The 8,349-nt window shown below is 52.8% G+C and carries 8 protein-coding genes; 2 read left to right on the plus strand and 6 right to left on the minus strand.

Going from position 1 to position 8,349, the window contains the following annotated elements; genetic code table 11:
* Positions 1-7 precede the first annotated feature (7 nt).
* The 6 genes from IFU31_RS21275 to IFU31_RS21300 form a co-directional block, all read right to left on the minus strand.
* Positions 8-739 carry a VirB8/TrbF family protein gene (locus tag IFU31_RS21275; protein WP_192104603.1) on the minus strand — a complete coding sequence of 244 codons (732 nt, stop codon included), beginning with the start codon at positions 737-739 and terminating at the stop codon, positions 8-10.
* Positions 736-3,288 (minus strand): VirB4 family type IV secretion/conjugal transfer ATPase, encoded by a 2,553-nt coding sequence (locus tag IFU31_RS21280; RefSeq protein WP_192104605.1) that lies wholly within the window; start codon positions 3,286-3,288, stop codon positions 736-738. Before IFU31_RS21280 ends, IFU31_RS21275 begins: the two co-directional genes overlap by 4 nt.
* Positions 3,285-3,596, minus strand: a complete 312-nt coding sequence (locus IFU31_RS21285) for a conjugal transfer protein TrbD (RefSeq protein WP_192104607.1) — start codon at positions 3,594-3,596, stop codon at positions 3,285-3,287. Before IFU31_RS21285 ends, IFU31_RS21280 begins: the two co-directional genes overlap by 4 nt.
* 5 nt (positions 3,597-3,601) lie before the next feature.
* Positions 3,602-4,036 (minus strand): TrbC/VirB2 family protein, encoded by a 435-nt coding sequence (locus tag IFU31_RS21290; RefSeq protein ID WP_192104609.1) that lies wholly within the window; start codon positions 4,034-4,036, stop codon positions 3,602-3,604.
* 10 nt (positions 4,037-4,046) lie between these two features.
* Positions 4,047-5,009 (minus strand): P-type conjugative transfer ATPase TrbB, encoded by a 963-nt coding sequence (trbB, locus tag IFU31_RS21295; protein WP_192104611.1) that lies wholly within the window; start codon positions 5,007-5,009, stop codon positions 4,047-4,049.
* Between the two features lie 211 nt (positions 5,010-5,220).
* A complete protein-coding gene (locus IFU31_RS21300; protein WP_192104613.1) occupies positions 5,221-5,586 on the minus strand; it encodes a helix-turn-helix domain-containing protein in 366 nt (121 codons plus the stop codon).
* 254 nt (positions 5,587-5,840) lie between these two features.
* On the opposite strand from IFU31_RS21300, the gene trfA reads away from it, so the two are divergent.
* A complete protein-coding gene (trfA, locus tag IFU31_RS21305; RefSeq protein ID WP_244657726.1) occupies positions 5,841-6,995 on the plus strand; it encodes a plasmid replication initiator TrfA in 1,155 nt (384 codons plus the stop codon).
* A 647-nt stretch (positions 6,996-7,642) separates the two neighbouring features.
* Positions 7,643-8,110 carry a hypothetical protein gene (locus IFU31_RS21310; RefSeq protein ID WP_192104614.1) on the plus strand — a complete coding sequence of 156 codons (468 nt, stop codon included), beginning with the start codon at positions 7,643-7,645 and terminating at the stop codon, positions 8,108-8,110.
* Positions 8,111-8,349 lie beyond the last annotated feature (239 nt).

The raw sequence follows: 8,349 nt of genomic DNA on the forward strand, positions 1-8,349 counted from the left end.
CCCCGGATTAAAGTTGTTTCGACCAGTTAAAGTCGCGAACGAAGATAAAGTGGCCATTTACAAAAGTGTTCTGATCTACGGGAGTGTCTTTGTTCTGGTAAACCGTAACCAGGGCGCGCATTTTGATAGGTGGCCCCTTTAGCTGGCCGTCACGGCTGCGAACCGTTTCAATCCAATCCACCTGCCAGCTTTCCTTTGTCTGCGGCAATGCGGAACGAATTTCCACCGACACGGTTTCATTTTCAGCGCGCTTGAACGGGTGACGCTCTGGTGAGCCGTTTAGGTATTCATTTACCTTCATCGTCGCTGGATCTTGCGGAGCCAAGTAGGAATAAGCGGCCAGCACTGCTTTGCGCTGTAGGGCGATGTCTGGAGTGACCATGCGGGTGTTGGTAATAAAGTTTGTAACCGCTTGCTGGTAGTCGGTCACTACCGCGTCAGGCACTCGATCCAGCAGCGTGACCGATACGGTATTGGCAGATGCATCTTGTTGGAACACCATAGGGATGATCTTTGACTGCGCGCCAATGTGGATCAAGCCACCGACTGCACCGACCACGATAAGCAGTGAGACAATGCCTACTGTCTGCCAAATCTGGATCGAGGACATAACCCCCATCACATGCCCGTTCCACGAACGACGAGCATTTAAGTACGGGTTATTGACTTTCTTTTTAGCGGCTAAAATATCGCCCGAATCTTCTTCTGTCGCTTCATTACGGCGGCTGAAAATACTCATACTGCACCTCTGTAGTTGTCCAGGCTCAAGCCACGGTCGCGAAGCCATATATCCACCCAGCCTTCACCGTGTTGTTGTTCCAGTTTCTTAATGGTTGCTATGTCATCAGCGCCGGTAGCACCGACGAACGAGAGCGCCAAGGGGCCGAGCGCTAGGCTGTAAAGGCGACGACCTTTTTCCGATACCAGGTAGTAGTCGCGCTTTTGCCGCGCTGTTGCGAGGATTTCTATCTGGCGTTTATTCAGCCCCATACGCATGTAAAGCTCGGTTGCAGCTTCATCACGCGCATAAATATTTGGTAGGTAGATTTTGGTAGCAGTCGATTCAACGATAACGTCCAGAATCCCGGAGTTGGACGCGTCGGAAAGGTTCTGTGTAGCCATCAGTACGCGGCAGTTTTTCTTTGCCAGGGTTTTGAGCCATTCACGGATTTTTTCACGAAAAACGGGATGACCCAGCATCAGCCATGCTTCATCGAGAATAATCAGCGTTGGGCGACCATCGAGCGCTTCCTGAATACGCATGAACAGATAGAGCAGAACAGGAAGCGCGTAGCGATCCCCTAGGTCCATCAGGTGTTCAATTTCAAATGTGATGAAATCAGAAATCGACAGTTGATCTACTTCCGCGTCCAGCAGATGCCCCATTAAGCCGTCAACGGTGTAGTCCTTTAGCGCAGCGCGGATGTCAGTGTCTTGAACCATTGCAGTGAATTCAGACAACGTACCTGGACGCTTTTCGTCTTCTTCGACCTTGCCCATTTCGAGGATGGTTTCAGCGATCTTGTTGCGTTGTTCAGGCGTCGTTTCAACGCCGTTCAGCGCGAGCAAATCGTTAATCCAGCCCATTGCCCAGGCGCGGCGGGAACGAGTTACCAGGCCCGTCAGAGGCGCAAATGCAAGCTTCTCACCGGCCCCTGCCACCACGTAGTGCGAACCACCCGTGGCTTTGCAGCTCGGATACATCGACATACCTTTGTCGAATGTGAACAGCCTTGCATTGGAGTACCGACGCCATTGCATGGCGAGGATTGCCAAGTGTGTCGATTTACCAGCTCGCGTAGGGCCGAACATGATGGCGTGGCCGAGGTCGCGCACGTCCAGGTTGATGCGGAATGGCGAATTACCGCTGGTAAGGCCGTGCATCAAAGGCGGCGAGTTTGGCGGCATCATTGGGTTAGGCGCGAAGTTTTCACCCGTCCAAATCGTACTGGTGGGGATCAGATCGGCCAGGTTCAGTGTATTGATGAGAGGCCGACGCACGTTCTCTACGCCGTGGCCGGGCAGTGATCCCATGAAGGCATCCATTGTATTGATGGATTCAATACGGGCAGTGAACGCCATTGCGTTGATGGCTTTTTCAAGCTGGAGCGCGGCAGTCTCCACAACCGAACGATCCTCATCCATTAGGACGACCACGCTGGTATAGAAACCTTGTGCAACCATGCCGCTGTTAGTCTCTGCAATCGCTTGCGCGGCATCCGCTACCATGTTTACGGCGTCGTCATCTACGACTCCACCATTGGTGTTGAACACCTGGTCAAAGAAGCCGCGAATTTTCTGCTTCCACTTCTTACGGAATTTCTCAAGGTGCGATACAGCCTCATGGTTATCCATGAAGATGAATCGGTTGGACCAGCGATATTCAACTGGCAGCTCAGCCAGGCGCGACAAGATCCCCGGCGACGACTCCAGCGGGAAACCGTCAATGGCAACGATTTGGATAAATTTGTTACCCAGCTTTGGCGTAACACCCGTGTACAACTCTTTGCCACCAATTAGATTGTCTATGTAGATTGGATTGGTAGGCAGCATTACAGGGTGATTCAGGCCAGTAATGCAGAATTGAAGCCACTGCAGAAATTCATCATGTGTAACGGTTGATCCGTCCTCATTCATGATTACCTGCCCACGAAGCCGCTCAAGGCCAACAGCCGCGGACATACGTGATTCAATGCTGGCAACCTCTCTTTTGAAGAATTCAATCAGGTGATAAGTCCGCGCCTTATTGTTCGGCTTATCTGCGTCGTCGTGGAACATCAGTTCCACAAATTTTCGCTCAGCAAGCATTGGCGGATACCAAGTCACCGTCAGGATAAAGAAGCCTTCGTATAGGTTTCCCAACCCTTCAAATGTCCGGCGTCGTTCCTCATCTATCGCAGCCGATACAGGGTCAGGAAAAGCCGATTGGTCGGGATGGCTGTACTTCGGCGCAGGCCGACGCACAGCATCAACGTGAACCATCCAGCCGCTGCCCATATTGGACAGCGCCTGGTTGATGCGGAACGAGTTCATTTCTCGCTCTACATCAGTTGCACTAGCGTTATCGGAACCTTTGTACAGCCACGCGGCCATGAACGAGCCGTTTTTGCCCACAATCACGCCGTCGTCTACAACAGCGGCGTAATTGAGCAGATCGGCAAGGCCCGCGTCTTTGGACTGGTGTTTTTTAAGGCGCAGGTCGTCATTGACCTGACGGACACGCATCAGCAGAAACAGCACCAGTAGGGTGCCCACGACCGCAATTGCGATGAGCATAGATTCAATCATTTGTATTGCTTCCCTTGAGTGGTGCCGTTTTCGCGGAAGGGAGTGGCACGCGGCGGGTAAAAAGGCTTGTATTTGCGGCTGCGCAGATAGACAAAACGCATCATCGGATCGGACTTAGCCATTCTGCGAAGCATCCAAAGCGATGCGAACCACATGCCCATGCCAATAAAGAAGGCCAGCCAGTCTTGAGCAGCAAAGATCAGGATGGCTGCCAGCAAGCCGCTGAACATCACCATTTCACGATCCCCACCCATGAAAAGATTGTGGCGGTTGCCGGCTCGACGAATAGGGATCTTGCGTAGTGCCATGGGATTTAGGCCCCCTGAACCATGCGAGCAGCAGCGGATTTGAAAGCTTCAACCTTGCCGGTGATCCAGTCAGCCGACTTAGCGGCCATATCGTGTGCAGCAGTGATTTCTGCGCCTTGGCCGGTGATGGCCGACAAGGTGTTTTGTGCTGCTACGATGAAGCACAGCACCAGGACGATGAAGATCAGTGTCCGCATGAAGCCGTTCATATCGCCGCCAAAAATCAGCGTTGCACCGGCACTTACCAGGCCGACGATCGACGCCGTAAAAGCAAACGGGCCAGTGATCGAAGAACGGATTTTGGTGAACCAGTCATCGAAAGGCAGACCACCACCGGCTGTGCTGGAGGCTAAGGCCGGGTGAGCGCTCAGCAAGATCATTAGCGCAGCACCAACAGTCAGCAGAGCTTTGGTGTTAACGCGGGAGGCTTGGTTTTGCATGGTGTTACTCCTAGAGGTTACGGGTGATGTAGTTGCCGTTTTCATAGCCGAGGATTTCTAGAATCCCTTCTACTCTGCGGCCTTCGGGGGTACGCGCGATGTGGACGATTACGTGAACAGCCTCAGCAATCAGCGGTTCAATGTCCGAGGGGGCTTGCTTGTTGCGGGTGATAAGGGACTTGAGGCGTGTCAGTGCCGATTCATGGCTATTCGCGTGCAAGGTGCCAGCACCGCCGTCATGGCCGGTGTTCCATGAATCGAGAAGGTCTAGTGCCTCAGCGCCGCGAACTTCGCCGACAATGATTCGGTCAGGAAGCATACGAAGCGAGGTTTTGAGCAAGTCAGTCATGCTGACTTCTAGAGTGGTGTGGTACTGGACGCAGTTAATGGCGCGGCATTGAATTTCGCCGGTGTCCTCAATGATGAAGACACGCTCATTAGGGTCGTTATCGACCATATCCTGGATGATTGCGTTAATAAGGGTTGTCTTACCGGAGCCGGTGCCGCCGACCACAAGAATGTTCCTATGCTCGCGCACAGCTTTCTTAATGGCGTCGCATTGCGCCTGCGTCATGATTCCCTGCTCAACGTACAGAGACAGCGGGAAGACGTTGATCGCAGGTTTACGGATCGCAAAGCAAGGCGACGATACGACAGGTGGAAGCTGACCAGCGAAGCGCTCATTGCCGAATGGCAACTCGCCGTCGAGGATCGGCTCTTTGGCACCAATAGTCTTACCGAGCAACCCGGCAAGAGTTTTCATGGCGGATGTTGCGCGCCACGGCTGAATCTCACCAATTACCCGACTTGGCTCGCCTAAGCGTTTCAGCCAGAGCTTTCCGTCAGCATTTAGCAGAATATCGGTGGTTTTCGGATCATTCAAAGCACCTTCAACCAAAGGCCCCAGGTCGCGCCGCAACCGCTCGGTTACGCGCTTTTTGACTGTCTCCGAATCACCATCTTGCTCACTCATCTTTTGCTCCAGACCCGATAAATTCACGAACTGGGCAAACGATATACCGAAACTGAGTTAACCGCAATAACTCAGCATCGCTTTTAACAGTGATTTTGTGGCGCACCGTTTGCCTTCCGTGACTTGCCAGTGCAGGGCGCACCGACAAAAAAAGCCCCATGCAAGGGGCTTATGTTTTTTTAGCCGCTAAAATTTTCGAGTTTGTGACGCGCTACGACCTTTCGCGGATCTTAGCGAGATTGTATTCGTGCCATTTTCGCACCTGGAACGCCTGGTGATTGGTCAGCGTTGCACAAATACGACAGTAGCCAGAGGGCAGACTTGACGGGATGTGAACCCCCGCTGCGTCATCAAGCATCTTGCTATCCAGATCCGTTGATTCCAGAAGCATTGCCAGCGGAGTTTGCAGCGCCTCAGAGATAGCCGTAAGAGTCTTTAAGGTGGGATTGCCCTTCCCGTTTGTAATTTCAGACAGAACAGAAATGGAGACACCAGTGAGCTTGGCTAGCTCATGCTTTGTCATGCCTCTCTCGCCCAGCAATCGCAGGACGTTAGTAAAAAAAATTGCGTTATGCACAGTCGGTCGGCGCCTCGATGCAGGGCTAAATTTTAGCCGCTAAAATTCTTGACCGTTGGGATTTCTTTAGCTAAAGTGCAGTTTGGTTAGTAAATCGTCCCCCGTTATATCGGTCATCTTACATTTTGTGCGCAGTTTCGGTAAACGCTATTTTTTGATCGTGCGTGATCCGCTTATAAATGGCGCGTAAGATTTCCCAGGATTCGGGCAGACAGGCCGGAAAACGTCGGCCCAACACAGCTAAAGGAGTGACAATGGCAAGTCTCAAGACCGCCGCTCAGAAGCACATAGATGAGCTGATGAAAAACGGTATGTCTCGCGAGGATGCAGCGATGCAAGCCGCCAAAACAGTGCTGGCTTCGACTACCGCTTACCCTGGCGTTCAGTCTGAGGATTTTATTGCCGCTGCGCTGGCCGAGTCATCCAAGATAGATTTCGAGGCCCCTACTCCGCAGCCAGCACCTACGGCTCCCCCAAAGAAGAAGCGGACAGTCGCGGATCGGTTAGATGAAGCAGTTGCAGCACGCAAGCAGCCGGAGCTTTTCCCCAAAGGCGCAGAAAAAGGCGCGCTCACGTCCATAGACACCATCGCTGCCAAAGTCGCAGAACGGAAAGAAATCGAGAAGATGGATCGCATCATTGGTGAAATGGTGCAAATGAAGCTGTCACTGTCTGACGTCGCGCCTTGGGACGATGATTTGCGAGTCATCCCCAATGACTGGGCAAGGTCGGCAGTTTTCACAGTCAGAAACAAAGGCGTGAAGCGGCGAGCCTACGACAACGAGCTGGTGTATCACTACAACAAAGAGGTTGAGATTCATTACACCGGAATCGAATTACGCGCAGATGATGATGAGTTGGTATGGCAACAGATCCTTGAATACGCAAAGCATTCCGTCATCGGAGTGCATGTCTATTTCACGCTGTACCAGTTACTCACCGATGTAGGCTGGCCGATCAATGGCTTCTATTACAAGCGAGCACTAGCCTGTATCAACCGACTTAAAGCTACCTCTTTTCAGATAAGCTCCCCTCGGCACAGTCGGATCAAAGGGCTTTCCCTCGTCAAAGAATTTGAGATAGTCCCTGACGCAAATAAGCGGTCTATCTGCCAAATTGAGCTTTCGACGCACCTGGTCGTGCTGTTCGCTAACGACCACTACTCCAAAGTGATTTGGGATAGATACCGGGCATTGTCTCCCACAGCGAGGCGGTTGTTTGATTGGATTGTCACGCACAAGGCACCGTACCCGCTCAAGCTAGAGACGTTCCGACTCATATGTGGTTCCGAGTCCACCCGCGCCAAGAAGTGGGCAGAGCAAACCCGGGAAGCTTGTAAGGAGCTGGAAGCCGCCAATCTGGTGCAGAAAGCCTATGTTGAAAAGGAAGCCGTTCACTGCGTGAGGTAGCGTGTGGACAATTCCGGGATAACTGCCCGGTCTATTGACACTTGGGGGGCCTGACTGCCCTGGCAGTTGACACTTGGGGGGCTAGCCCCCCTTTTTTATGCCCGTAAATCCGCTAATCCACCCCAAATCGCGTGTTATCACCCCTGCAGGGCAACCCAGGAGCGCGCAGATCCATGAAATCAGTGGATAACCAAAGGGATAACTGCCTTTTGCTACAGACACTTGAGGGGCCAACTACAGACACTTGAGGGGCTGCTATGCCGACACTTCGGGGGCCAAAGTACCGACACATGAGGGGCAGCAATGTTGACACATGAGGGGCCATCCCTTTGGCGTAAATCCTTTAAAATCATAGCTTTAAAGGCCGTTTCGCGGGCACGCTAACCCCTTCTTTTGAACCCTTTTTTTAAACCCATATATTTAAACCTGTTTTTAACCAACCGCGCCGAAGGGGGGAAACCCCCCTTCTCGATCCCTCCCGAGCCGCTGCGCGTCTCTCCCATCCCCCCAGGGGCTGCGCCCCTCGCTCGCAAGCTCACTTCACCCCGAAGGCAGTCAACGCCGCTGCGCGACGCCCTAACCGCTTCGCTACGCAAAGGAAAGAAGCCTCCTTTGCAGTGTCGCTGCAATGCCTATCAGCTGACTAGATGAACTCCAGTGCGTCTAAAACCGATAGTTTGGTACACCATAAGGGAGTTGTGCTTTCGTCCGCTGCCCTGATCCGGGATTTGTGTGGATTCGTCAGCGCTTTTGATCCAGTAGCTGGGGATTTCCGTTTCTTGCATACTGGTGATCCATACAGTTTTTGGGGCTTTCCCGTGTCCTGGTTCCTTTCTGACGATGTGCCCGAGATTCCTTCGGATATTCTTGCTCGGCTGGATGCTCGCTACGACCCCGGCGACGTGGCAGATGCGTGCGATATTGAGCGTAACCGGTCAAGCCTACGGCGCGTTGTGGCAATCAATCAGCAGTTGACCTGGCGTGTCGTTCAGCTACAGAACGAATTGCACACGGCCAACACAAACATGGGCTATCTGAAAATACAGGTTCAGGATTTGGTGAAACGACTGCATCGAATGGGTTATGAGCCTTCACATAAACCTCCCGGCCGTTAAAACCCAGGGCGTCACACCGTCTCAGGTGCTGATTCTGCCCCCCAAGTGTCATGGCAGTTTCGATGTGAGTTGACCAGGTGCTGACCTGGAGCGTCGAGGTATTCAGCCCCCCAAGTGTCATGGCTATTTCGTGCAGATCCTGTCTACCAGCGCTGACCAGGTGCTGGTCTGGAGCGCATCGAGGCAGTCAGCCCCCCAAGTGTCATGGCTATTGTGTGCAGATCCTGTCTACCGGCGCT

Origin of the sequence: Pseudomonas sp. CFBP 13602 (assembly GCF_014842725.1) — a bacterium.
Taxonomy (GTDB): domain Bacteria; phylum Pseudomonadota; class Gammaproteobacteria; order Pseudomonadales; family Pseudomonadaceae; genus Aquipseudomonas; species Aquipseudomonas baltica.